Source organism: Novosphingobium sp. ZW T3_23 (genome assembly GCF_044987305.1).
Lineage (GTDB): Bacteria > Pseudomonadota > Alphaproteobacteria > Sphingomonadales > Sphingomonadaceae > Novosphingobium.
Genome location: NZ_JBJDRF010000049.1, coordinates 14,164 through 38,896 on the forward strand (window position 1 = coordinate 14,164; position 24,733 = coordinate 38,896).

The 24,733-nt window shown below is 64.6% G+C and carries 23 protein-coding genes; 20 read left to right on the forward strand and 3 right to left on the reverse strand.

The features are described from left to right. The first annotated feature begins 322 nt into the window (after window positions 1-322). The 17 genes from ACI3K3_RS19860 (at window position 323) to ACI3K3_RS19940 (ending at window position 19,814) form a co-directional block, all read left to right on the forward strand. Window positions 323-793, forward strand: a complete 471-nt coding sequence (locus tag ACI3K3_RS19860) for a CopG family ribbon-helix-helix protein (RefSeq protein ID WP_404916863.1) — start codon at window positions 323-325, stop codon at window positions 791-793. Window positions 794-928: 135 nt separating this feature from the next. Further along, a complete protein-coding gene (locus ACI3K3_RS19865) occupies window positions 929-2,017 on the forward strand; it encodes a putative urea ABC transporter substrate-binding protein (protein WP_404916821.1) in 1,089 nt (362 codons plus the stop codon). 97 nt (window positions 2,018-2,114) lie between these two features. After that, the gene (locus ACI3K3_RS19870; protein ID WP_404916823.1) at window positions 2,115-2,930 is read left to right on the forward strand and encodes an ABC transporter permease; all 816 of its coding nucleotides are present in this window, start codon (window positions 2,115-2,117) and stop codon (window positions 2,928-2,930) included. Then, entirely contained in the window at window positions 2,927-3,709 is a 783-nt protein-coding gene (locus ACI3K3_RS19875) for an ATP-binding cassette domain-containing protein (RefSeq protein ID WP_404916825.1), read from the forward strand. The genes ACI3K3_RS19870 and ACI3K3_RS19875 overlap by 4 nt, the downstream gene beginning before the upstream one ends. Before the next feature lie 13 nt (window positions 3,710-3,722). Then, on the forward strand, window positions 3,723-4,202 hold the full coding sequence (locus ACI3K3_RS19880) for a CopG family ribbon-helix-helix protein (RefSeq protein ID WP_086492145.1): 480 nt from the start codon (window positions 3,723-3,725) through the stop codon (window positions 4,200-4,202). Continuing rightward, window positions 4,199-5,023 carry an urea amidolyase associated protein UAAP1 gene (locus tag ACI3K3_RS19885; protein WP_404916828.1) on the forward strand — a complete coding sequence of 275 codons (825 nt, stop codon included), beginning with the start codon at window positions 4,199-4,201 and terminating at the stop codon, window positions 5,021-5,023. Before ACI3K3_RS19880 ends, ACI3K3_RS19885 begins: the two co-directional genes overlap by 4 nt. Before the next feature lie 17 nt (window positions 5,024-5,040). Beyond that, window positions 5,041-5,676, forward strand: coding sequence for an urea amidolyase associated protein UAAP2 (locus ACI3K3_RS19890; protein ID WP_404916830.1), 636 nt, complete (start codon window positions 5,041-5,043; stop codon window positions 5,674-5,676). Then, a complete protein-coding gene (gene uca / locus ACI3K3_RS19895; protein WP_404916832.1) occupies window positions 5,673-9,281 on the forward strand; it encodes an urea carboxylase in 3,609 nt (1,202 codons plus the stop codon). The genes ACI3K3_RS19890 and uca overlap by 4 nt, the downstream gene beginning before the upstream one ends. Further along, the gene (gene atzF, locus ACI3K3_RS19900) at window positions 9,278-11,047 is read left to right on the forward strand and encodes an allophanate hydrolase (protein WP_404916834.1); all 1,770 of its coding nucleotides are present in this window, start codon (window positions 9,278-9,280) and stop codon (window positions 11,045-11,047) included. Before uca ends, atzF begins: the two co-directional genes overlap by 4 nt. 27 nt (window positions 11,048-11,074) lie before the next feature. Beyond that, complete coding sequence (locus ACI3K3_RS19905; protein ID WP_404916836.1) at window positions 11,075-12,004, forward strand: YncE family protein; 930 nt, start codon at window positions 11,075-11,077, stop codon at window positions 12,002-12,004. Window positions 12,005-12,110: 106 nt separating this feature from the next. After that, window positions 12,111-13,049, forward strand: coding sequence for a LysR family transcriptional regulator (locus ACI3K3_RS19910; RefSeq protein WP_404916838.1), 939 nt, complete (start codon window positions 12,111-12,113; stop codon window positions 13,047-13,049). Window positions 13,050-13,332: 283 nt separating this feature from the next. After that, window positions 13,333-13,728 carry a hypothetical protein gene (locus ACI3K3_RS19915; RefSeq protein ID WP_404916840.1) on the forward strand — a complete coding sequence of 132 codons (396 nt, stop codon included), beginning with the start codon at window positions 13,333-13,335 and terminating at the stop codon, window positions 13,726-13,728. Between the two features lie 112 nt (window positions 13,729-13,840). Then, complete coding sequence (locus ACI3K3_RS19920; protein WP_404916842.1) at window positions 13,841-14,173, forward strand: UrcA family protein; 333 nt, start codon at window positions 13,841-13,843, stop codon at window positions 14,171-14,173. A gap of 313 nt (window positions 14,174-14,486) precedes the next feature. Next, the gene (locus ACI3K3_RS19925; protein ID WP_404916844.1) at window positions 14,487-15,497 is read left to right on the forward strand and encodes a sterol desaturase family protein; all 1,011 of its coding nucleotides are present in this window, start codon (window positions 14,487-14,489) and stop codon (window positions 15,495-15,497) included. Between the two features lie 74 nt (window positions 15,498-15,571). Then, window positions 15,572-16,189 (forward strand): hypothetical protein, encoded by a 618-nt coding sequence (locus ACI3K3_RS19930; protein WP_404916846.1) that lies wholly within the window; start codon window positions 15,572-15,574, stop codon window positions 16,187-16,189. 418 nt (window positions 16,190-16,607) lie between these two features. Beyond that, window positions 16,608-17,489, forward strand: coding sequence for an OmpA family protein (locus tag ACI3K3_RS19935; protein WP_404916848.1), 882 nt, complete (start codon window positions 16,608-16,610; stop codon window positions 17,487-17,489). Window positions 17,490-17,687: 198 nt separating this feature from the next. Then, complete coding sequence (locus tag ACI3K3_RS19940; protein ID WP_404916849.1) at window positions 17,688-19,814, forward strand: TonB-dependent siderophore receptor; 2,127 nt, start codon at window positions 17,688-17,690, stop codon at window positions 19,812-19,814. A gap of 76 nt (window positions 19,815-19,890) precedes the next feature. Here ACI3K3_RS19940 and ACI3K3_RS19945 read toward each other — a convergent pair whose 3' ends face one another. Next, window positions 19,891-20,787 carry a LysR family transcriptional regulator gene (locus ACI3K3_RS19945; RefSeq protein ID WP_404916851.1) on the reverse strand — a complete coding sequence of 299 codons (897 nt, stop codon included), beginning with the start codon at window positions 20,785-20,787 and terminating at the stop codon, window positions 19,891-19,893. 121 nt (window positions 20,788-20,908) lie between these two features. On the opposite strand from ACI3K3_RS19945, the gene bdcA reads away from it, so the two are divergent. Together bdcA and ACI3K3_RS19955 are read left to right on the forward strand one after the other, a co-directional pair. Then, window positions 20,909-21,622 carry an SDR family oxidoreductase gene (gene bdcA, locus ACI3K3_RS19950; RefSeq protein WP_404916853.1) on the forward strand — a complete coding sequence of 238 codons (714 nt, stop codon included), beginning with the start codon at window positions 20,909-20,911 and terminating at the stop codon, window positions 21,620-21,622. Window positions 21,623-21,795: 173 nt separating this feature from the next. Beyond that, window positions 21,796-22,071 (forward strand): hypothetical protein, encoded by a 276-nt coding sequence (locus ACI3K3_RS19955; protein ID WP_404916855.1) that lies wholly within the window; start codon window positions 21,796-21,798, stop codon window positions 22,069-22,071. Between the two features lie 72 nt (window positions 22,072-22,143). Here the strand turns inward: ACI3K3_RS19955 and ACI3K3_RS19960 are convergent, their stop codons facing one another. Next, window positions 22,144-22,554 (reverse strand): hypothetical protein, encoded by a 411-nt coding sequence (locus tag ACI3K3_RS19960; RefSeq protein ID WP_404916857.1) that lies wholly within the window; start codon window positions 22,552-22,554, stop codon window positions 22,144-22,146. A gap of 349 nt (window positions 22,555-22,903) precedes the next feature. On the opposite strand from ACI3K3_RS19960, the gene ACI3K3_RS19965 reads away from it, so the two are divergent. Beyond that, entirely contained in the window at window positions 22,904-23,524 is a 621-nt protein-coding gene (locus ACI3K3_RS19965) for a LuxR C-terminal-related transcriptional regulator (protein ID WP_404916859.1), read from the forward strand. Window positions 23,525-23,616: 92 nt separating this feature from the next. Here ACI3K3_RS19965 and ACI3K3_RS19970 read toward each other — a convergent pair. After that, on the reverse strand, window positions 23,617-24,733 hold a 1,117-nt coding region (locus ACI3K3_RS19970), incomplete at its 5' end, for an alpha-L-fucosidase (RefSeq protein ID WP_404916861.1).

Genomic DNA, 24,733 nt, shown 5'->3' on the forward strand with positions numbered 1-24,733 from the left:
CGCGATATTGCCGTTGGGATATGTCGGCCGCGCAGGCGGCTGTGCGGCCCGCGTAGGACTGCTTGTTGAATCTTGCGCCACGGATGGTCCCCGAACTGCCCGCACCATGGAGACAACGGTATCGATAATACGTTTAGGCGCAATGGTAATAAATCGATGACCCTCATCGATGGGGTTTATGAGTGGAGGCGCGCTCTGGACGGATCGCGCGACTGCCGGTAGGCATGAGGCCGATGTATCGCACGATTGTGACCCCGATTGTTGTCCCGGCCGAAAGGGACGCCGCGTGAGCAGCGACGCCGCCAATCTCGCCCGGCTGAGCATGAGCTTGCCCGCCGACCTGTTCCGCCAGCTCGACATGATGGTGGAAGAGCGCGGCTTGCCGTCGCGTTCGCAACTGATCGCGGAACTGATCCGCCACGCCCTGGCCGAGCATGAGGCGCTTACCCGGCCTGAGGAGATGCTGGCGGGTACGATCACCCTCGTCTATCGCGGAGATCGCGGGCGGGTGCGCCAGCAACTGGCGCAGAGCCAGGCGGAATACCTGAAGGAAGTGATCTCTTCGCAGCATGTCTTCCTGGAGGACGACCAGTCGCTGGAAGTGCTGCTGGTGCAGGGCCCTGCCGCCCGTCTCAAGGAATTGTGCGACGCCTTGCGGGCGATCCGCGGGGTTCATCAGCTTGAGCTGGTGACGACCACGGCGCTTCTCCCGCCACTTCACGACAAGGGCGCGGCGAAGCGCCCCGTGCGGCGCAGGCGTAACGTGCAGGAGCCGGGCGAAGCCATCGCCTGAAGCGCGCCGTCTCCGGATGGGTTCTACCGGCCGTCCTGGCCATCTTCGGTATTACGTAATCTTAGATATGTAATATTTTGTGATGGACAACGCTTTCGAATGCGGCAATGCTGCACTGCGAAAGGGGACCGAGTCATGATCGTATCGATCCGCAGCATTGCCAGGGCCGCGCTGATGGCCGCCGTGATGCCGGGAGTGCTTGCCACCGCCGCCTGCTCGCAGGGACCGAGCGAAGCGACCAAGCGCACGGAATTCAATATCGGATGGTCGATCTATGCGGGCTGGATGCCCTGGCCCTATGCCCAGCAGGCCGGTATCGTGAAGAAGTGGGCCGACAAATACGGGCTCAAGATCAATATCGTCCAGATCAACGACTACGTCGAATCGGTCAACCAGTACACCGCGGGCAAGCTTGACGGCGTGACCGTGGCGAACATGGACGCGCTGACGATCCCCGCTGCGGGCGGCAAGGACACCAGCGCGATCATCGTCGGCGACTATTCGAACGGCAACGACGGCATCCTGATGAAGGGCGGCGATCTCAAGGCGATCAAGGGGCAGTCGATCAACCTCGTCGAGCTTTCGGTGTCGCACTATCTGCTTGCTCGCGGTCTCAATTCTGCGGGTCTTCAGCTCAAGGACGTGAAGACGGTCAATACCGGGGATGCCGATATCGTCGGCGCCTTCGCCAGCCCGGACGTCAAGGTTGCGGTGGCCTGGAACCCGCAGCTCAATGCGATGAAGGCGCAGCCGGGGGCCAAGCTCGTCTTCAGCTCCGCCGATATACCGGGTGAAATTCTCGACCTGCTTTGCGTCGATACCGCCACGCTCAAGGCCAATCCGAACCTCGGCAAGGCGCTGGCGGGCATCTGGTACGAGACGACGGCGCTGATGGTGCGCCAGGATGCGCAAGGCAAGGCGGCCCGCGCGGCCATGGCCAAGCTGGCGGGCGCGACGCCCGAATCCTTCGACAGCCAGCTCAGCACCACTTTCCTCTATTCCGATCCCAAGGCAGCCGTCGCCGCCGCCGACGCTCCGGCTCTCGTCACGACGATGACGCGGGTGCGCGACTTCAGCTTCTCCAAGGGCCTGTTCAAGGGCGCGACTTCGGCCGACGCGGTGGGCATGGCTTTCCCCGGCGGCAAGACGCTGGGCGATGCGCAGCATGTGACGCTGCGTTTCGACGACAGCTTCATGAAGATGGCGGCGGACGGCAAGCTTTGAGGGTCTGTTCGAAAGTGCCCGCCCCGGGCATTTTCGAACGGGCTCCATCGGGTCATCGAGCGGCTCGAAGTGCAATAATCAAAACAGGACCATGACAATGCGCTGGGTGAATCGTCAGGTCGGGCGAGGGGGGCGAGTGCTCCTCGGCGCGGTGCCGATCCTGCTGCTGCTGCTGATCTACATTGTCATGGCGGCCAACCGCCATGCGATGAACCCGGCGGACAAGATCCTGCCGCTTCCCGGCGCCATGGCCGAAAGCATGTCGGGACTGCTGTTCGTGCCGGACCAGCTAACCGGGCAACTGGTGTTCTGGGCCGATACTCTGGCCAGCCTTCAGCGCCTCGGCATCGGTCTGGGCATTTCCACGCTCATGGCGCTGATGGTGGGGCTGGCGCTGGGCGCTTTGCCGCCGGTGCGGGCCACGTTCGGCCCGCTGGTCACCGGCATTGCCGTCATCCCGCCGATCGCGCTCCTGCCGATCCTGTTCATCGCCCTGGGCCTCGGCGAAACGGCGAAAGTCGCGCTGATCGTGGTGGGCATCGCGCCCGTCATGATCCGCGACATCGCCGCCCATGTCGGCGCCTTGCCGCGCGAGCAGATCATCAAGGCGCTGACGCTGGGCGCGAACAGCTGGCAGGTCATGATCCGTGTCGCCCTGCCGCAGGCGATGCCGCGCCTGCTCCATGCGATCCGCCTGGCATTGGGACCGGCCTGGGTCTTCCTGATCTCGGCCGAGGCGATCGCTTCGGACGTGGGCCTGGGCTACCGCATCTTCCTGGTCCGCCGCTATCTTTCGATGGACGTGATCCTGCCCTACGTCGCCTGGATCGCGCTGCTGGCCATCCTGATGGACCTGGCGCTCACCGCGCTGAGCCGGCGACTGTTCCCCTGGGCCCATGGAGAAAGCCATTGAGCACTTTGCTGAGCTTTCGCGATGTCTGGGTCGAATATGGCGACCGGATCATCATCGAGAAGCTGAACCTCGAAATCGAGGAAGGCTCTTTCGTCTCCGTCGTCGGCCCTTCGGGGGCTGGCAAGAGCAGCTTCCTGCGCCTGATCCTGGGGCAGGAGGGGCCGAGCCAGGGCACGATCCTGATGGACGGCGCGCCCCTGAAACCCGAGTGCGGCCCCGACCGGGGCGTGGTTTTCCAGCGCTATTCGGTGTTCCCGCATCTTACCGCGCTGCGCAACACGATCCTGGGCATGGAGTGCGAGAAGGCGCCGGTGATGGGCCGCCTGTTCGGCAGCGCCCGTCGCGCCGCCGAGGAAGAGGCAAGGGAGATGCTGACGGCCGTGGGCCTGGGGCATAGTCTCGATCTCTATCCCGCGCAGATGTCGGGCGGCATGCAGCAGCGCCTTGCCATCGCGCAGGCGCTGGTGAAACGGCCGCGCATCCTGCTGCTGGACGAGCCGTTCGGCGCGCTCGACCCGGGCATCCGCGCCGACATGCACAAGCTGATCCGCAGCCTCTGGCGCGAGCGGGCGCTGACCATCGTCATGGTGACGCACGATATCCGCGAGGCCTTCATGCTGGGAACGCGCGTCCTCGCGCTCGACAAGCGCCGCCACGATCCGCACGCGCCGCACCGTTTCGGCGCCACGGTGGTCTACGACCTGCCCATGCGCGAGCGGCCGGAAGAAGAAATCGACGAAGCCGGAATTATTACGATTGACGTAAATAGTAATAACTGAAAAGAGAGTGGGCATGGGCTCCGATTCCACCGGCCTGGCGCGGCTCAGCATGAGCCTCCCGGCAGATCTCTTCAGACAGCTCGACCTGATGGTGGCGGAACGCGGCCTGCCTTCCCGCTCCCAGCTCATCGCCGAACTGATCCGCCACGCGCTGACGGAGCACGGGTCGCTCATGCACCCGGAGGAGATGTTCGCCGGAACGATCACGCTGGTCTACCGCAGCGAGCGCGGCCGAGTACGGCACCAGCTTTCGCAGACGCAGGCCGGTTACCTGAAGGAAGTGATCTCCTCGCAGCATGTCGTGCTGGAGGATGACCAGTCGCTTGAAGTTCTTCTCGTGCAGGGTCCGGCAGCAAGACTGAAGGAACTCTGCGACGCCATTCGCCGGGTGCGCGGGGTGCAGCAGCTAGAGCTTGTCACCACCACCGCCCTACTGCCGCCGCTCTACGACCCCAGCGGCGAAGACATTACCAGCATCGGAGCGCATTCATGACCCAGACCCTGGCCGATCCGCTTGCCGCGCGGGACCATGCGCGGGCCCAGGGCGGCACCCGCGTCGAGAGCATGCCGGTGCTGCCGCCGGTAGCGGACGATCTGCCCGGCGGTGTGTCCCCTGCCGACCTCGTGTGGGAAGAGACCATCGCCGCAGGGGGCTATGCCACGCGGCGGCTGTCGCGCGGTTCATGCCTGCGCCTGATCGACCTCAACGGCGATGCCTGCGCCTCGCTGCTGGTCTTCAATGCCGAGATGCCGACCGAGCGGCTCAACGTGGCCGATACGGTAAAGGTGCAGTGGAACGCTTACCTGGGCGAAGGAAAACTGCTCCTGTCCGACATGGGCCGCGTCCTGTTCAGTATTCTGGAAGACGATGCCGGCACGCATGACACGTTTTGCGGCACGTCCAACCCCGCAACCAATGCCGCGAAATACGGCGAAGGCCGCAACAGCGGAGCTTTCCCCAGCGGGCGCGACAGGTTCCTGCTCGGCGCCGCCAAGCATGGCCTCGGCCGCCGCGACGTCCACCCTTGCGTGAACCTTTTCAAGGGCGCGAAGATCGAGGCGGATGGCACGATCACGCCAGAAGTCGGCCCCTTCGCCCCCGGCCGCAGCGTGGTCCTGCGTGCGGAAATGGATGTGATCGTGGTGATCGCCAACGTACCCCACGTCCTCGATCCGCGCGCGGAATGGAGCGTCACGCCGCTGCGCGCCACCGCATGGCGGGGACCGGTGACCGCCGAGGACGATCCCGTCCGGGGCGCCACGCCCGAGGGCCTGCGCGCCTTCACCAATGTCGAAGACTACTTCCGCCGCTGATTAGAGGACACGCGATCATGAGCACCGATCCCCACATGTCCGGCCTCACCGGCAATGTCGTCCACGACGTGGTCGTTCCCGCCCGCGCGCCCTGGCTGCACCATGTCATGGCCGGGCAGACGCTGCGCATCGTCGATCTGGAAGGCAACCAGGCAGTCGACTTCCTGCTCTATTCGGCCGCCGACGATGCCGAGCGCTACAGCGCGCAGGACACCGTCTCGGCGCAGGGCAACCTGTTCCTGCGGGCGGGCACCAAGCTGCTCTCCAACGAAGGCAATGCGCTGATGACGATCGCCGCCACCTCGGTCGATTACCACGACACCATCGGCGGCGCCTGCTCGTGCGAGTCAAACACCTTGCGCTACGGCCACCACACCAAGGCCGAGCACGCCTGCGTAGAGAATTTCCTGGAGGCCAACCTCCTCGAAGGGCGCGGCAAGCGGGATATCGTCTCCAACATCAACTTCTTCATGAACGTACCGGTCGAGCCGGACGGGTCGCTGGGCATCGTCGATGGAATTTCCGCGCCGGGCCTGACCGTTGACCTGCGGGCGGAAATGGACGTCGTCGTCGTCGTCTCCAACTGCCCGCAGGTCAACAACCCCTGCAACGGCTTCAACCCCACCCCCGTTCGCATGATCGTCGTCGCATGAGCTTCGACACGGTTCTGATCGCCAACCGAGGCGCGATCGCCACCCGCATCATCCGCACCCTTCGCCGCATGGGCCTGAAGTCCGTGGCCGTCTATTCCGAGGCGGACGAAGGCTCCAACCATGTTTCGGAAGCGGACGAGGCCGTGCTGATCGGCCCGGCCAAGGCTTCCGAAAGCTACCTCAACGTGGCCGCAATCCTGGATGCGGCGAAGAAAACCGGCGCCGGGGCCATCCATCCCGGCTACGGCTTCCTGGCCGAGAACGTCGAGTTCGCGGAAGCCTGCGCGGCGGCCGGGATCGTCTTCATCGGCCCGACGCCCGACAATATCCGCACCTTCGGCCTCAAGCACAGCGCCCGCGCGCTGGCCGCCGCGCATGGGGTGCCGCTGGCGCCGGGTACCGGCCTGCTGACCGACGAGGAAGAGGCAGTCTCCGCCGCCGCCGGAATCGAATATCCGGTGATCCTCAAGGCGACCGCCGGGGGCGGCGGCATCGGCATGAAGGTCTGCGAGAACGAGGCGGACCTGCGCGAAGGCTTCGCCACGGTCGCGCGCCTTGGCCTCAGCAATTTCGGTGATGCCAGCGTCTTCCTGGAACGCTACGTGCGCCGCGCGCGACACATCGAGGTGCAGCTGTTCGGTGACGGCGAAGGCCGCGTCATGGCGCTGGGCGAGCGCGATTGCTCGCTCCAGCGCCGCAACCAGAAAGTGGTCGAGGAAGCCCCGGCACCGCTGCTGCCGCAGCATGTTCGCGCGGAACTGATCGCCTCGGCCGTGCGCCTGGGCGAGGCGGCTTGCTACCGCTCGGCAGGGACGGTGGAATATCTCTACGACGCCGACCGCGAGGAGTTCTTCTTCCTGGAGATGAACACCCGCCTCCAGGTGGAGCATGGCGTGACCGAAGAGGTCATGGGCATCGATCTCGTCGAATGGATGATACGCGGCGGCGCGGGCGATTTCGCCTTCCTCGACGGCCCGGCTCCGACCCCCAAGGGCCATTCGGTGCAGATGCGACTCTATGCCGAGGATCCGTCGCTGGACTATCGGCCGACGTCGGGCCAGCTCACCTGCGTGGAATTCCCCGAGGATGTCCGCGTCGAAACCTGGTGCTCGTCCGGCAGCACGGTCAGCGCCTGGTACGATCCGATGCTGGCCAAGCTGATCGTCCATGCCCCGACCCGCGAGGAAGCCGTGGAGGCGGCGCAGGCGGCGATCGACCGCAGCCGGATCGACGGCATCGAAACCAATGTGCGCTGGCTGCGGGATGTCGTGCGCTCGCCCGCCTTCACCAGCGGCGAAGTCTCGACCCGCGTGCTGGACGCCATCCCCTATTACCCCCGCTCCATCCGCGTGGTGAGCGGCGGCACCGCGACGACGGTGCAAGACTGGCCGGGCCGCCAGAAGCTCTGGGGCGTGGGCGTGCCGCCCTCGGGGCCGATGGACGACCAGTCCTTCCGCCTTGGCAACCGGCTGCTCGGCAATCCGGAAGGTACCGAGGGGCTTGAGGCCACCGTCACCGGGCCGACCCTGTCCTTCGTATCGGCGGCGCGCGTCTGCCTGACGGGCGCGGATTTCGGCGCGACCCTGGACGGGGTTCCGGTATCGCGCGGCGTGCCGATCGATATCGCAGCGGGACAGACGTTGGCGCTGGGCCGGGCTTCGACCGGCGGGCTTCGCGGCTACATCCTGTTCGCGGGCGGGCTGGACATCGCGCCCTATCTGGGCAGCCGCAGCACCTTCGAACTCGGCCAGTTCGGCGGCCATGCCGCGCGGCGTCTGCTGGCGGGCGATACGCTGCACCTGGCCGGGGAAGTTTCAGGAGAGGGGGGCGAGGCGGCATTGCCGGCCGTAGACCTGCCGGAAATCGGCACCGACTGGACCCTGCGCGTGCTCTACGGCCCGCACGGCGCGCCCGACTTCTTCACCGGAGAGGACGTCGATACCTTCCTGGGCGCGGAGTGGAAGGTCCACTACAACTCCAACCGCACCGGTGTGCGCCTGATCGGCCCGAAGCCGCGCTGGGCGCGCAGCGACGGCGGCGAGGCGGGCTTGCACCCTTCCAACATCCACGACAATCCCTATGCCATCGGCGCGGTGGACTTCACCGGCGACATGCCGATCATCCTGGGACCGGACGGCCCCTCGCTGGGCGGGTTCGTCTGCCCCTTCGTGGTGATCGCAGCGGACCGCTGGAAGATCGGGCAACTGACGCCGGGCGACCGCCTGCGCTTCGCGCCCGTCACGATCGAGGACGCCATCGCAGCGGAAACCGCACAGCGCGAACTGGTGGCGACCGGAGCGCCTCCCGCGTCATCCCCTGCGCGTACGGTGGATACGCTCTCGCCGATCCTTGGCGAGATCCCGGAAGCGCCCGGCCGTCCGCGCACGGTCTATCGCCAGCAGGGCGACCGCAACATCCTGGTCGAGTACGGCCCGATCGTCCTCGACATCGAACTGCGCATCCGCGTTCATGCGCTGATGACGGAGCTGGAGCGGCTGGCGCTGCCGGGCGTGATCGACGTGGTTCCCGGCATCCGCTCGCTCCAGCTGCATTTCGACGGCGCGGCGCTGACCCAGCAGGCGGCTCTCGCGGTGCTGATGGAAGCGGAGGAGCAACTGGGCGACCTGGAGGATTTCGCGATCCCCTCGCGCATCGTCCACCTGCCGCTGAGCTGGCGCGATCCCGCCACGATCGAGACGATCGAGAAGTACATGGCCACCGTGCGCGACGATGCGCCGTGGTGCCCGGACAACATCGAATTCATCCGCCGCATCAACGGCATGCCCGATCAGGCCTCGGTGGAGAACCTGATCTTCGAGGCCAACTACCTCGTCATGGGCCTGGGCGACGTCTACCTCGGTGCGCCGGTGGCCACGCCGGTCGATCCGCGCCACCGGCTGGTCACCACCAAGTACAACCCGGCCCGCACCTGGACCCCGCCCAACGTGGTAGGCATCGGCGGCGCCTATATGTGCATCTACGGGATGGAGGGGCCGGGCGGCTATCAGCTGTTCGGGCGGACCACCCAGGTCTGGAACACCTACCGCCAGACCGATGCCTTCACCGAAGGCAAGCCGTGGCTGCTGCGCTTCTTCGACCAGATCCGCTTCTATCCGGTCAGCGCCGACGAACTGGCCGACTGGCGCCGTGAATTCCCGACCGGACGGCGCTCGATCCGCATCGAGCCATCCGAGTTCCGCCTGGCAGACTACCGCGCTTTCCTGGCCGAGAATGCCGCAGGCATCGCGGAGTTCGAGGAGACGCGAAAGGCCGCCTTCGATGCCGAGCGTGAGGAATGGCAGCGGCGCGGCGAGTTCGACCATGTCGCGAAGCTGGAGGAGGCCGACGCGCCGGTGGAGGCGGCGATCGTCCTGCCGGAAGGTTCGGACCTGGTGGAAGCACCCTATGGCGGCAGCGTCGCGCGGCTGCTGGTCGCGGCGGGTGACCGTATCGAGGCAGGCGACAAGATCGCGGTAATCGAGGCGATGAAGATGGAATGTCCAGTAGAAAGCCCCGGCAGCGGGACGGTGGAAGCGCTCTACATGCGGGAAGGGCAGTCCTTGCAGCCCGGCGCGCCGATGCTTGCCTTGCGGAGGCACGCATGACCGAACTGAACCGCCAGAGCGCCAGCCGCATCGCCGCTGCCGTCAGGAAGGGCGAGACCACGGCCGTCGCCGTGGCCGAGGATGCCTTCGCCCGCATCGAAGCCTACGCGGCAGTCCAGCCGCAGATCTGGATCAGCCGTGCCTCTCGCGAGGATCTGCTGGCCGCCGCCCGCGCCGTCGATGCGCGGGTTGCGGCAGGCGAAGACCTGCCGCTGGCCGGCGTGCCTTTCGCGGTGAAGGACAATATCGACGTCGCCGGTTTCGAAACGACGGCGGCCTGCCCCGCTTTCGCCTACGAGCCGGAAGCCGACGCGGGCGTGATCGAGCGCCTGCTGGCGGCCGGCGCGGTCTGCGTGGGCAAGACCAACCTTGACCAGTTCGCCACCGGGCTCAACGGCTCGCGCAGCCCTTATGGCATTCCGCGCAATGCCTCTAACCTCGCCTATGTCAGCGGCGGATCGAGTTCGGGATCGTCGATCGCGGTGGCGGCGGGGCTGGTGGCCTTTGCACTCGGCACCGACACGGCGGGATCGGGCCGCGTGCCCGCCGCGTTCAATCACCTGATCGGCATGAAGCCCACCAAGGGCCGCTGGTCCACGCGAGGCCTGGTGCCTGCCTGCCGCACCATCGACTGCATCACCGTCTTCACCGACGATACCGCCGATGCGCGTCTGGTGGACGCGGTGCTGGCCGGGTTCGACGTGGCTGATCCCTATTCCAAGGCTCTGGCCGACAGCCCCCTCACCGTGAAGCGCATCGGCGTGCCGCGCCGCGAGCAGCGCGTGTTCTTCGGCGATGTCGAATCCGAATATCTCTACGACAGGGCGCTGGAGAGGCTGGCGACTCTTGGCGAGATCGTCGAGATCGACCTCGCGCCGCTGCTCGAAGCCGCGCAATTGCTTTACGGCGGCCCCTGGGTGGCCGAGCGCACCGCCGCGATGGAAGGCATACTGGCCAGCAACCCGCGCGCCATCGATCCTACGGTCCGCGCGGTGGTCGAGCCGGGCAAGGACATGAGCGCTGTGGAGCTTTTCAACGGCATCTACCGCATGGCCGACCTGAAGCGCCACGCCGACCTCCTTTGGGGCGAGATCGACATGCTCGCCTTCCCCACGACGGGGGCGACCTACCGCGTGGCCGAGATGCTGGCCGCGCCGGTGGCGCTGAACAGCAACCTTGGCCTCTACACCAATTTCGTGAACCTGCTGGACATGGCCGCGCTGGCCGTTCCGGCGGGCATTCGCGCCAATGCCACGGGCTTCGGGATCACCCTGATCGGCCCTGCCGACACCGACCGCGCCCTGCTGGACGCGGCGGACGCCTACCTTGCGGTCGCGGATCTTCCCGCGCCGCCCCCACTCGATCTGGAGGGAAAGATGCAGACCGTTAAACTCGCCGTCGTCGGAGCGCACTTGAAGGACATGCCGCTCCACTGGCAGCTGACCTCGCGCGAGGCGGAGTTCGTCGGCGCCTTCGACACGGCGCCGAGCTACAAGCTCTACGCCATCGCCGACAGCGTACCGCCCAAGCCCGCGCTGGTGCATGACGAAGGCGGCGCGGCGATCAAGGTGGAAGTCTACGAACTGGGCGTGGCCGAGTTCGGCAGCTTCACCGTGGACGTTCCCGCCCCGCTCGCGATCGGCAATGTGACGCTGGCGGACGGCACCACCGTCAAGGGCTTCGTCTCCGAACCGCGCGCGCTGAACGGGGCGGAGGACATCACCCACCTCGGCGGCTGGCGCGCCTATATCGCCGGCAAGGCCTGATCCGCAGCTTCACCAAGGGGGAAATCCATGCGCAAGTTCGTCACGATGCTTCTGGCCGCAAGTGCCGCCCTGCCTTCGCTCGCCCATGCGGAGGAAGTGATCCAGGTGCCCGGCTTCGCGGATTTCCTCGCGGTGGACGGCGAGACGGTGTGGGCCACCAACAAGGGCCGGGTTGAGCAGTGGTCGCGGGGGGGCAAGCTGGCCGAAGTGGCCATGGCGCACCCCTGCGGCGCCATGGCCATCTCCGCCGGTTCGCTGTGGGTGGCCGATTGCGACGAGAAGGCCGTCAAGCGCATCGACGTGAAGACCGCAAAGCTGGTCGCCACGATCCCCACCGGCATCGCCTCCTCGGGCGAACTCAACGTGGTGGCGGGGGACGGTTCGGTCTGGGTCGCCAGCGACAACGGCGCCGATGATCGCGGCGGCCTCGTCGCCCGCATCGATCCGGCGACGAACAAGATCGTCGCCTCGGTTCCGGTCGATGCAGGCACCTGGTACCTGACTTACGGCTTCGGCGCGGTCTGGGCCGTGAGCGCGGCGAAGCAGTCGCTCCAGCGCATCGATACCGCCACCAATGCCGTCACCGCCCGGATCCCGCTGGGCAAGGAACCGGGGTTCCTGGCTGCCGGCGAGGGCGGCGTCTGGGTGCAGGAGCAGGGCGACGGCACGCTCGCGCGCATCGATCCCGCCACCAACGCGCTGGCCGGCCGCGTCAAGGTGGGGGCCAATCTGAAGTGGGGTGACATCGATACCGGCGCGGGCAAGGTCTGGCTGCGCACCACCGACGACCAGGTCTTCGCGGTGATCGATCCGGCGACCATGGCCGTCACGGCGCGCAAGGGCAAGGCGGCGGGCAGCGGCGCCTTGCGCTGGACGCCCGAGGGCGTCTGGACTTCCGCGCACGATGAACACACGCTTTCGTGGTGGAGCGGGGCGGACTTGCAGCCGACCCGGTGAGCCGAGGCTGCACATGGTGCTCGCGCTTCGTCGTCGGTCTGTTCTATCACCTTGATTCGGCGGGCCGCCGTCCCGGACGGTGGCCGCCTATTGGGACCGATGACGCATGAGCGAACGTACGCCGATAACAGACAAGAAATTCGCCAGTCGGGTCGACTGGAACCTGATGCGTACTTTCGTCGATATCGTGCGGGCAGGCGGCATCGGCGCGGCAGCGCGGCAGCTCAACAAGCAGCAACCCAGCGTGAGCGCGGCGCTGAAGCGGCTGGAAGATCATGTCGGCACCACGCTGCTCCACCGCACGGCGGCGGGCGTGGAAATGACGACGGCGGGCAAGGCGATGATGGCGCTTTGCGAGGACATGCTGGAATCCGCGCGCATGATGCCGCACCAGATCGCCCAGGCAACCAAGCGCGTCGAAGGTGTGGTTCGGATACAGATCGTTTCCGCCATCGTCTCGGAGGAGTTCGACGAGGCGATCACCAGCTTCCACCGGCGCAATCCCGACATTCAGATCGAGATCAGGGTCTCTCCCTGGCGGCAGGTGCTCGATGCGCTGGAAGCGGGCGAAGTCGAACTCGGCATCGGCTATGATAACAGCGTGCGCGGCAACCTGGTCTACGAACCGCTGTTCGTCGAACACCAGCAGCTCTATTGCGGCCGCAGCCACCCGCTGTTCGGCTATCGCATCACCCAGCCGAAGGAACTGAAGGACGAAGCCTTCGTGCTGATGGGGGAGGGCGAGATCGAGATCATCACGCATCTCCGGCGGCGCTACCGGCTGGGCACGCGCGTGGCGGCGCTGGCCGACGACATGAACGAAGTACGCCGCCTGATCCTGTGCGGCGTGGGCATCGGCTTCCTGCCCACACCGATCGTTCGCGCCGACGTGGAGCGGGGCGCCCTCTGGCCGCTGCTCCACAGCGATTTCGAACCGGGCTACGACATATTCCTGCTGGCACGCGCCGAACCGGAGCGCGACACCGCCACCCAGTTGTTCGTGGACGAAGTGTTCCGGCGGATTCGCGCCCAACCACGCATGTGACCGACCACGCGTCCGAATCGGGAGGCTGTCGGCAGGGCATAGACCTGATCGATGGCTGACATCGCGAATTCGCCTCTGCCTTGATGTCGCCGGCCGTCGCAGTCTTGCCACATACGGGCAAGACGAGGCGGCACGTGATCTCCAGAACCACTCTCCCAAAAGAACGGACAGGCATCTCCGGCGGTTTTCGGGCATTCGCGGCGACGATGCTCAGGATCCTGCGCGAGGGGATCGAGGCACGCGCGGAGGCCGTTCGCGGCGCAAGCAACGGAAGGGAAGGCCGGTGACACGAAAGGTCTCTCTCTTCCACAGCCTGGCGCTTGCAGGCGCCGTTGCCACCGCTGCTTTCGGGCAAACCGCAACGGCGGCTCCGCGCGAGAAAGCCCGCCTGGTATCTTGCGGGGCCGCCGACTGCCTGCTTCTTTCGGGCGTCCGCGCGGATGCGGGGCAGGAGGTACAGGTGAACGGCCATTCCGTGCCGGTGGAAGGCGGGCGCGGATGGAAAGTTCTCTTGCCGGTCGAAACCGTCCGGGCGTGGTCGCGGCCGGGCGCACGCAGCATTGCCGTTGGCATCACGCCTTCGAAGGCAGAAGAAGGGGCCCTGCATCAAGTTGTTCTGCCGATCGGCATGCTCGGGAGTATTACTGAACTGGCATATCTAGTAATACCGCAAAGATAGTATTGCGATTTCGGCGGCTGGACTGCCGGATATATTGCAAGTTCTTCTCGAAAGCGCTATGGAGACGTCAGTCCCCGTAGAGTGATCCCGTATCCGCGCTTTGGAGAAGATGATGAAAATTGGCATTCTGGCGCTGGCTTCCCTGGCCTTCGCGTCCCAGGCATCGGCAGCAACCGGCGAAAATCCTTTCGCCCAGGATAAGGCCGTGCTTGAACTCAAGGGGCTCGACCTCGCCACCGCCGAAGGACAGCAGCGTCTTGCGATCCGCATGGACAACGCGGCGCGCTCGGTCTGTGGTGAGAATATGGCCAGCATCCACCTTGCTGCAGAGCGCAAGGCACAGGATTGCCGCACGGCGGTGCTGGCCGATATCCGCAGCCAGATCGAGAATCGCCGTGCCGACGCTTCCGCCACTTCGGCGACAAGGCTCGCCATCGCACGCTGAACGGCCGTCCGAAGCGCTGTCTCGTCGGGTGAAATTGCCCGGCGATTCGAACCGCGCTTAGTCCAGCCCGGCTTTTGTCCGAACAGTCGAACCGCCCTGCTCGCCTCGCGGCAAGCTGGGCGGTTTCTGCGTAAGCGGCCTGGAAGGCGACTGGCCGAGTTGCTCCGCCTGTACCTGCATCCAGCAATAACCATCGCCCGGGCATCCCGCGACATAGACCGCATCTATGCGTAACATATTGCATTGGTAACTGGCGGCGGCGCGTCGCTTTCATGATGTTCTGACCATATCAGGACACCATGAGGGCAAGAGCATGGAAGGAACACGGGTAGGCAAGAGGATCATCGGCGCGCAGTCGCCGGTCACCGTGGGATGGGAAAACATCCCGCGCGTGGAGGGCGGGCCGGTGAAGCAGTTCGTCTTCACCTGGTTCCAGCCCACCGTCCTGTTCGCGCTGATCGCCTTCTGGTACTACGCACCGAACTCGATCGCGAAGGCATCGACCGCCATCGGTATTGGCATCGGTTTCAAGGTGCTGCTGATAGCCATGGAGTGGGCCTTCCCCCGCCATGAGAGCTGGACCCTGACCTGGAAGGAACTGGCGACCGACCTGTTCTACGTCGGCCTGGGCTATACCCTGCTCCGCATGGTCGATAGCTACATCGGCGACGGGGTCATGATCGAGGCCATCCAGCACAATCTGGATTGGGACAAGTTCACCTGGTTCCTGGGGCTGCCCTTGCTGCTGCAGGCCTTCCTGATCGCGTTCATCTTCGATTTCGGGCAATACTGGATGCATCGCGGGATGCACAACTGGTACCCGCTCTGGCTCACCCATTCGGTCCACCACTACATCACCCAGTTGAACATCAACAAGGGCGCAGTGGGTAATCCGGTGGAACTGTTCCTGATCGGCCTGGGCATCGGTGGTTTCTTCGACTTCCTGCCCCGCGCGGCCCTGCTCGCAGGCGCCTTCGGCATGGCCATCGGTACGTACCAGCACATCAACGTCCGCTTCAACACGCCCCGCTGGTGGCGCTTCCTGTTCAACACGACCGAACATCACAGCGTCCACCATTCGCAGGATTTCGAAGCGAGCCGCAGCAACTACTCCAACACCTTCATCTTCATCGATCGCATGTTCGGGACATGCGTGGACGGCGAGGCTGAACTGCTGGGGATGGAAGGCGGCCGGCGCATGTCGATCTCCGAACAGATGACCTTCCCGTTCACGGAAGCGTGGAAGACGATTCGTGAAAAGCTCGGCCGCGAGAAGTATGGCCACGAGGAGTATGGATCGCCGACTGCCGTGCCGGCCGAATGATGCACGGCCTCTATCCGGCCTGATCGCCCCCGGCCGATGCTGCATCCCGAAACGCTCTCCCAGGGAACGACCAAATGAACGCAGGCTTCCTCAATTGGATCTGGCATGTGAAGGGCAGCCTGAGGCTCGCTCCCGAGCAAACGAGCGACGATGTGTTCGAGAGGCTCGCTCCCCTGTTTCGCGAAACCGGCACGAGCCACAAGCGTGCGAGCGACAGCCTGACCTTTCAGAAGAAGGACCCAGCCGCCCAGGACAAGATGGCGGTCTTCGAAAACGGCGTGCTACAGGTGGAGAAGGGGCCGACCGGGGCCATGCTGCACTATCACCTGACCAGCCGGGCCCTGCTGTTCTGTTTCCTGGCGCCCCTGCTGTTCCTTGGCTTTGCGCAGATCACGAACCTCCTGGCCACTTTCGAAAAGCCCGCGACGGAGGAAGCGAGCAAGAAGAAGCCTGATCAGAACACGGCTTTGCCCCAGAACCCGATCGACAAGGCTCTGGGTGCCCCGGTACCCGAAAAACCGAAAAAGAAAAGCGCGGCCGAAGGGCAGGAGAAGAAGCACTCCCCGAAATCCGCCTATGTCTTCGCCGGGATTTTTGCAGTGCTATACCTGGTCGGCCGCATTCTCGAGCCGAGGCTGGTCGGGGCCTTGTTCAGGCGCAAGCTTCAGGACCAGCCTGCCTTGCCGGGGTGATGCGGGCAAGGATACTCCGTTCGCCTGTTCGGCGGCTGTCGGCAGACAGCCGCCGTTGTCGTTTTACCGACTCGCGACGCGACCTTTTGCATCTCCCCGCCACGCGAATTCCCCTAGCGTCCAGGCGGGCCTGCTCCCTTCGCGGCGGGTTTCGCGGGAAGCCGTTTCCATCGGTTCGCCGCAAGAAGCGCTCGAATGAACGGCGCTGCCACGCAGTGTGGCAGGAGCGTTCATGTACTGGAAAGGTTGATCTGAACACCCAGGAACTCCCTAGTGTTTAAGTGCAGCGAGAATGCCGCACATCATATGAAACGAGACGGTTCGGGTTTCTTTCGCAGCGGCGCCTTTCTGGCGCAGTGGACGAATTAAAAGATGCGATTACGCAGTCCCAACTAGTTGCGTTTGGAGGAGTAGTGCCATGAGTGTCATTTCCGCGAAAAAATCCAAACTTTTCTTGGTGATCGGTCTGGCGGGTGTTGCCGTTTCTGGCAGTGTCGCCGCGCAGACGCAGGAAGCGCCGGAAGCGGACGTTTCGGCCTCTTACAGCTCGGCACCCGCAGAAGCGGCCGAGATGACCGAAGGGCCTGAGGTCAAGGGCATCATTTCCGCGCGCAGCGGCGACCGGATGCAGGTTACCGCGGCCGATGGCAACAAGTCGGTGATCACCATCAACGATGCCACCAAGATCAAGTCCAGCGGCGGTCTGTTCGGCCTTGCCAGCGACAAGCTGGCTGCGACTTCGCTGCTCAACGGCCTGCCGGTAACGGTGAAGACCCTGCAATCGGGCGAGGGTCTGGTGGCCAGCCAGATCAATCTCCAGAAGAAGGATCTGAAGACCGCCTCTATGATCCACAACGGCACCGATCAGCGGTTCGCGGAGCAGACCGAAGCTACCGAAGCGCTGAAGGGCCGCATGGGCGATATCGACCAGTACAACGTGAAGGGCACGACGAACGTGAACTTCGACACGGGCAAGGCTGCCCTTACCCCCGAGGCGAAGCAGGAACTCTGCGCCGCCGCCAGCCAGGCGGAAGGTATGGACAACGCCCTGCTGCTGGTTGTGGGCTACACCGACTCCACGGGTAGCCCTGAGCTGAACCAGACCCTCAGCGAAAAGCGCGCTGGAAGCGTCGTCAATTACCTTCAGCAGGCATGCCACTGGAAGCCCTATCGCATGCTCACCCCCACCGGCATGTCCGAAGCCGATCCGGTTGCCGACAACCAGACTATTGAGGGTAAGGCACAGAACCGCCGCGTGGCTGTGAACATCCTCGTCAGCAAGGGCCTGGACGGCCTCTAAACCGCGAGAAGGCGGGCCCGTCCCGCCTTCGGCACGCCGACATTAAGGCCGGGATGCGTGACAGCGCATCCCGGCCCGTTTTTGTTGAGTGTGCCAAAATCGCCACAGTTGGTTAAAATCTGGCGAGACTGTTGCGAGTGTCTCGCATTATCGCTTAAGCGCGCCCCAATACGCCAATTTTGGCAAGGGGAACGCGAAATGAACCATATCCGCAAGCTCGCGCTGAACGGCGCAGCGATCGTTGCGCTGGCCACCGTGCCCGGCGTGGCATTTGCCGCCGAAGACGCCGTCGACCAGGCCGACTCCGGCGACATCCTCGTCACCGGCGCGCGCGCCAGCACCAAGACCGACACGCCGGCGATCCAGGTGCCGCAGCCCGTCACCACGATCTCGGAAGACGTGTTCCGCGCGCAGGGCGCGATCAGCATCAGCGATACGGTAAAGTACGCCGCCGGCGTTCTGGCCAACCCCTACGGCCGTGACACCCGCGTGGACGGCTTCAACATCCGCGGCATCAGCGCGCTTCAGTTCCGCGACGGCATGCGTGACATCTTCTCGTACTATGCCAGCATCACGTCCGACCCCTACAACTTCGAGCGGGTCGAGATCGTGCGCGGTCCGGCATCGGTTCTGTATGGACAGGGCTCGATCGGCGGCCTCGTCAATCTCGTTTCCAAGACGCCGAAGTTCGAAACCGGCGGCGAAGCCAACATCGTCTATGGCAGCTTCGACCGCAAGGAAGCGATGGGCGACATCAACCTGGCACTGACCGACAATCTGGCGATCCGCGCCGTGGGCCGCGTGCGCGATGCCGATACTTATGTCGATCACGTCCCCGACGACCGCGTGATGTTCGCGCCCTCGATCCGCTGGCAGCCCACGCCCGATACCGATATCGTGCTGAACGGCCTCTATCAGGAGGACGATACCGGATCGACCTCGCAGTTCCTGCCCATCGTCGGCACCTTCCGCCCCAATCCGGAGAACCCGACCGGCAGGCTCGATCCTTATACCTTCGTCGGCAAGGCGGGTTGGGATCGCTACAACGGACGCTCGCTTCAGGGCGGCGGCGCGATCACCCACAAGTTCTCGGACAATATCCGCATCAGCCTGAAGGCGCGCTACATCGACAGCGACCTCCAGTACTTCACGCACTATGCTGACAGCTATACCTATCCGCTCGATCCCTTCGCGGTCTACGGTACCGATGGCCGCACCATCAAGCTGACCGCAGATGCCAGCGATGCGCGCATGAACGTGTTCTCGACCGACAACAACGTCCAGTTCACCTTCAACACCGGCGCCAACATCGAGCACAATCTGCTGGTCGGCATCGACTACAGCTGGAACAAGGTCGGCAAGCGTTATGCCGATACGTCCGGCGTAACCGAACTGGTCGATCTCTACGACATTGATTACGATGCGCTGCTGACGTACACCCCCTCGGGCCCGTACAGCTATGACAGCCAGAAGCAGCTTGGCATCTACGTGCAGGACCAGATCCGCTTCTACGACCGAGTTTCCGTCGTTTTGGGCGCCCGTCGTGACCGGGTGACTTCGTCGGCCGGAAGCGAGGACAAGGCCACCACGTTCCGCGCAGGCATCATCGGCGAGCTGGTTTCGGGCTTCTCGCCCTTCTTCAGCTATACCGAGAGCTTCCTGCCGGTTGCCGGTCGGATCCAGCTTCCGGGCGGCATCCCTAGCGATCCCTACAAGCCGCAGACGGGCACGCAGTTCGAAGCCGGCTTCAAGTGGCAGCCGGAGCAGAACACCCTCGTCACCGTCACCGCGTTCCACATCAAGGAGCGCAACCGCGTGCTCTATGGTGCGCAAAGCTCGACGACGCAGGCCGGCGAACTGACGACCAAGGGCGTCGAGGTCGAAGCCAGCCATACCCTTCCGGGCGATTTCGAACTGCTGCTGAACTACGGCTACAACCAGCTGAAGTCGGAAACCAACAGCAGCCTGGATTACATGCCCCGGCACATTGCCTCGGCGTGGTCCGCTAAGACCTTTAGCGTCACCGAGGGCGCCAAGCTGCGCCTGGGTGCCGGCGTGGTCTACACCGGCAAGAGCAAGTCCACCGGCCTGATGGACCCCTATGGCCTCAATCCCGCGATTGCCCCCGGCGCGCTCTATTCGATCGTGACGCCGTCGCGCACCACGGTTGATGCCCTGGCCGAAATCAGCTGGGAAAACTGGCGCCTGGCGGTCAACGCCACCAACCTGCTCAACAACAAGTTCTACGCTTCGTGCCTGGCGCGCGGCGACTGCTTCGTGGGCGCGCCGCGCAACGTCATGGCGACGCTCGGCTACCGCTTCTGATAGAACCTGTGTCGGCCCTCGGCTTGCTTCGGCAGTCGGGGGCCGTCCGCATTGGGGCCGCCCGCTCTGTGACCGTTTAGCGCTCCCAATAAGGCGGGTCACCGAAGCTGCGGCGCAGGCTGTCTCCCAGGGCACGGATCCTGGCGGCGGCGCCGTGGTCTTTCGGATAGGCAAGGAACAGTTCCGCGCCTTCCGCTTCCACGCCGATGTCGATTTCCTTCAGCGCTCCGCTCGCCAATGCGTCATGCACGAAGAAGCTGGGCAACAGGGCGATGCCCAGGCCCGCTGCGGCGGCGTCCCTCATCACCAGGCCGTTGTTGACGCGCAGTGCCGGCTTCGGCCGGATCACCGACCATCCCGTGGGCGCGGCGAAGCGCCAGTCCCCCGATCGATTCGCGTAGAGGATGCCGCGATGGCGTTCCAGTTGCGTGAGCGACGAGGGGGTGCCGACGCGCTCCAGATATTCCGGCGAGGCGACCAGCAGGCGGCGGCTCGTGGCCAGTCGGCGCGCGATCAGGCGGCCGTCTCCCACTGTGCCATGTCGCAGGACGGCGTCGAACCCGCCGCTTGCGGCATCGACGAAGCCGTCGTCCAGTTCCAGCGAAACCTCGATCTCCGGATAGTCCCGCAGAAAGCTGGAGAGCGCCGGGCCCAGATGGAGAATGCCGAATCCGACGGGGGCGGAGAGTCTCAGCGGACCGGAGAGCCTGCCGCTGCGAGCGGCCAGTTCGGCCGTCGCTTCTTCCGCCTCGCGCAGGATGCTCTGCGCGCGGGGGAGGAAGGTCTGGCCGCTGTTGGTGAGGGAAAGCCGGCGCGTGGAGCGCTGGACCAGGGTTGCGCCCAAAGTGCGTTCCAGTTCGGCCAGTCTTTCGCTGACCACCGACTTGGCGAGCCCGAGCCGGCGGGATGCGGCGCTGATCGAATCGGCCTCCGCGACGGCGACGAAGGCCACTATGCCGTCGAACTTCATCATCGTTCGGGAATCCCGTCGTCCAGTTCCAAGATTTGCCGGCTAGTGCGAACGATGCCCGCAGGACATGTTCCTGTCCAGAACGAGAAGGCATCGCGCTTCTCGAAATGGATGGAGACGCATCATGAGTGATTTCAACGGCAAGAATGTTTTGGTCCTGGGCGGCAGCCGGGGCATCGGCGCGGCGATCGTGCGGCGCTTTGCGCAAGGCGGCGGCCAGGTTGCCTTCACTTACGCCGGCTCGCAGGAAGCGGCCGAAGCCCTGGCGGCGGAAACCGGTGCTCTGGCGATCCGTGCCGACAGCGCAGATCGGGAAGCGGTGATCGCCACGGTAGCCGATCGCGGCGCGCTGGACGTCCTGATCGTCAATGCGGGTACGCTCGTGCTGGGCGATCCGCTGGAACTGGACGCGGATTCGGTCGATCGCATGATCGATATCAACGTCCGCGCTCCCTATCACGCCGCCGTCGAAGCCGGGCGCCGCATGAACGCGGACGGTCGCATCATCGTGATCGGTTCGGTGAATGCCGATCGCATGCCGTTTGCGGGCGGCGCGGCCTATGCACTCACGAAGTCGGCGATGCAGGGCATGGTGCGCGGCCTCGCGCGTGATTTCGGGGATCGCGGCATCACCGTCAACAGCATCCAGCCCGGCCCTACCGATAGCGAAATGAACCCCGCCGATGGCCCGATGGCATCGACCATGCACGGTTTCATGGCGATCAAGCGCCACGCGCGTGCCGGGGAAATCGCCGAACTTGCCGCCTTCGTCGCCGGTCCGCACGGTGCGATGATCACAGGCTCGATGCAGACGATCGACGGCGGCTTCGGCGCCTGATCGAGAAAGCGGGATGGGACTATGCACGGCAGCGCTTGCCGTCCCATCCCGCCCATGGCGTGAAATTATGCGCCCCGTCGCATTTACTCTCGTATTTACCCCTACCCCGATCGCCCCATTGAAACCTGAGCCCCGGACGAGCATTTTCCTGAAGGTGTTGAGGAGACCAGGTGGTGGCAAACGAATGCATTGCGTATCGTGATTCGAAGGGGGGGCTTCATGCATCGGCGGAAAAAGCCACGCTGGAAGACCTTGCCGGGGTTCTTGGGCGCGTAGGGGATGAGGGCGGCATGACCGCCGGCGTGGCGCGCATGATTTTCGACAAGCGCGCAGAGATCGAGCGTGTGTTCGCCGAACATGATTCGATCATGGCATCGGCTGATAGTCGCCGGACCGATGACTCCGCGCCGCTCGTTCCCCAGCCGCCGCATATCCACGTCGTGAATTAAACTGCGAAGGCTTCAGGCGAGACAAGTCCGAACGGCGGGTCGCAAAACTCCGCCGTTTTCGACCCTGCGCGGTTACTCGGAACGGGATTCCTCCGGCGCCGCTTCGCGATAGCCGTGGCCGGCTTCCGTGCTTCGAATATCGAACGTGAACCAGGCACCCTCACCGTAGTCGTAGAGGTGGACCAGGCGGTCGGTCACTTGCGCCATGTAGGAGTGCGATGTCGTGCGATCGTGGCCCCGGACTTTCTCTCCGTCGATCTCCATCGAGATGAAAGCTTCGTCCCCGGCGTCGTAGAGTTCGGGAAGGGTGCCGCCGAATTTCGCGCCCCGGTCTCCGTCGAAGCCCTGTAGCTGGTCTCCACGGCTTTCCGCAGCAATCCGTAGATCTCGCCTGGCCGAGTGATCGAAAACCCCGGCGACTTTCCTGCCGACGACGAAGGCGTGGGCCGCCGCAGCCACCATTGCGCGCGTATGTGCAAACATGCCGCCACCTTGGCACCCGAAGCACCCGAAAATCAAGCCCGGTCAAAGATAGGCGCGCCTATCGGTGCTCTCGAAGCTACGGGAGGATCTTCGGCAATATCCTTGGCGGACAAACCCGCCTGACCGTCGCACGAAAGCAATCTTGAACTTTTATGCCGGTAATGAAGGTTCAGCAGGGCAGGGAGCGCTCGGCCGATTCTTCGGAGGCTGTTGCTTCAGGGTTTTTACCAATAGCATTAGCCCCTACTCCTATGGCTTAGAGCATAGCTGAGAAGTTCAGGTCGCCAATAGAATTTCCGCTCGTTTTAATTGAGGGAGGCGACCTGTGATTCAACATGCAGCAAGGATTTTGATCGGGGACCATCAGGAGGTCCTGCGCATCGGCGTGCGCGACCTGATATCGTCTATCCACGATATCGATATGGTCGCGGAGGCATCCGACGGGCTCGAAGCCCTGGAACTGGCGCGAAGCTGCAAACCCGACATCGCCATAGTCGAGCACGCCTTGCAGGGCCTGAACGGTCTCGATCTCACGCGCCGCCTGCAGAAGGAACTGCCGGCGACCAGGGTCATCGTCTACACGGCCTGCTTCACCGAGGATCTTCTTGTCGATTATGTCAGGGCCGGGGCTCGCGGGGTGGTCTTGAAGATCGATCGTCTCGACGACCTGAAGATCGCCATGAAGCGGGTGCTGATGGGCAAGACCTATTTCTCGTCGTCGATCTACGAGGCTCTGGCGCACAGGCTTGCGCAGACACAGGGCAAGGAAGGTTCCATCCTTACCCCGCGGGAACGACAGATCGTGCAACTGGTCTGCGAGGGCCACATGAACAAGCAGATCGCCTATGTCCTGGGCGTCAGTCCCAAGACCGTGGAGACGCACCGCGCGGCGGCGATGAGCAAGTTGTCCTTCACGTCGACCGCCCAGCTCGTGCGCTTCGCGGTGCGGAACAATCTGGTTACCGCCTGAGATTGGCGGTCGACCGGGCCGTTTTTCCTCGATCAACCTACCCTGCCGAGGCCCTGCCGCTTCTCGGATGCGACAGGGCTGTCGGCGCGGGCTCAGGCCAGACCGCGTCCGTCGATGCGGAAGGCCGGCACGAAACCCGTCGTTCCCCGCGGGAGCTTCAGATGGAGCCCCCTGCCGTCGCGGCTATGGGCGACCGGCCCACCGCCCAGCAGGGTCACGCGTTCCACCACGCCCGCCTTGGGCCCGGCGGCGAGCGATTCGATCGTGATGTTCCCATCCGGCTTGCCCAGCACCAGGGCATAGAGCGCGCCGTTGTTGGTCGTGAAGCGAATGTCCTGGGCGGTGAAGGGCTTGGCCTTCTCCTCGCTCTGCATGCCGAGCACGGGCCTGTTTGGACCTTCGCCGAAGCGGCGCCATGGGCGCGAGCCGAAGATCGCTTCCCCGCCCGCTTTCATCCATTCGGACATCTCGTCCAGGATCCGCTCCTCCTCGCCGTCGATCGAGCCGTCTCCCGGCTGCGGGATCGAGAGCAGCAGGTTGCCGTTCTTGGAGACGACATCCGCAAGGCGCTGAATCACCTCCTCGGCGGTCTTGTAGCTCTTCTCGTTGAGGCGGGCGACGTTGTAGAACCAGTCGCCGATGCAGGTATCGGTCTGCCAGGGTTCGTCCCAGATATGGTCGGTATAGCCGCGCTCGACGTCCTGCACCACGCCGAAGCGCGCTTCGGGCGAAAGCTGTTTGGCGGTCAGGACCACGTCGATCTTGCCGTGCCATTGGATGGACCGGTTGTAATAGTCCGCCGCCGCTTCGAGACCCACCGGGCCGAACGGCAATCCATAGTCGTCGAAGTAGACCAGATCGGGGCGATACTTGTCGATCAGGTCGGTCTGGCGCAGCAGCCAGCGGGTGACATAGGCGGGGTCGTCCTTGGGCCCGCTTTCGATCCACTGGCCGTTGTTGGCATCATGCCAGGCGTTCATGGCTTCTATGCTGTCTATCCCGTCGGGCAGGACGGCGTGGCCTCCGGTGTAGAGTTCCTGCGGGTCCAGCCCGTCCCACCACTGGCCCTTGCCGTCCGCCTTGCGCAGGCCGAAGGCGTCGTAGCGGCGGCCTTTTTCCGGCCCGGTGGGGTCATAGCCATAGGCCGTCTGGTACCAGTGCCAGGCGTGGGCGGCATGGTTGGAAACGCCGAAGCGCAGGCCGGCCTTT